Below are 551 nucleotides of genomic sequence, written 5' to 3' on the forward strand. Positions count from 1 at the left end.
TGTCAGCCAGAAAAGGTCGCTCATATCACCACTCCATTTTTCGAGCCGTGAATCATGCAGCGCCTTGAAAATCAATGCATCCTGACCCTAGGCATCGGTAGTTAGTTCCAATGCAAAGTCGTATTCTGAGAGTGTGTTGGTTTCTTGGGGCGCGCCAATTTTCCGGTACTTATTTCGCGTCTACGTCAATCGCCTCGCCAAGTGTTTTGAGCAATTCATTCAGGTTTTCGCGCTGCGTGAGTGATAACCCTCTCAAGAGCCGATGTTGTGTTTCAACGTGATCTGAAACGACATTTTCGATTTTTGAGAACCCGGCCTTGGTCAAACGTATCAAAAAACCCCGTTTATCTTCAGGATTTGGTACGCGCTCTACCAGACCAGCCTTGACGAGCTGGTCAATCCGGTTGGTCATTGTCCCGGACGTCACCATGGTCAGGTCAAGCAATTCCCCGGGCGACAAGCCTTCAGGCTTTCCGGATCTGCGCAGAGTCGCCAGTACATCAAAGCTGGCGAGGTTAAGCCCGTAAACCTTCCAGGTTTTGTCCATCTCT

General features: G+C 49.9%; 1 protein-coding gene. It reads right to left on the reverse strand.

Annotated features, from left to right (window positions below):
* Positions 1–169: 169 nt before the first annotated feature.
* Positions 170–551: MarR family winged helix-turn-helix transcriptional regulator (locus ACR0J7_RS20465; protein WP_480915482.1), on the reverse strand; the 382-nt coding region annotated here is incomplete at its 5' end.

The organism is Ruegeria sp. O4 (assembly GCF_056535125.1).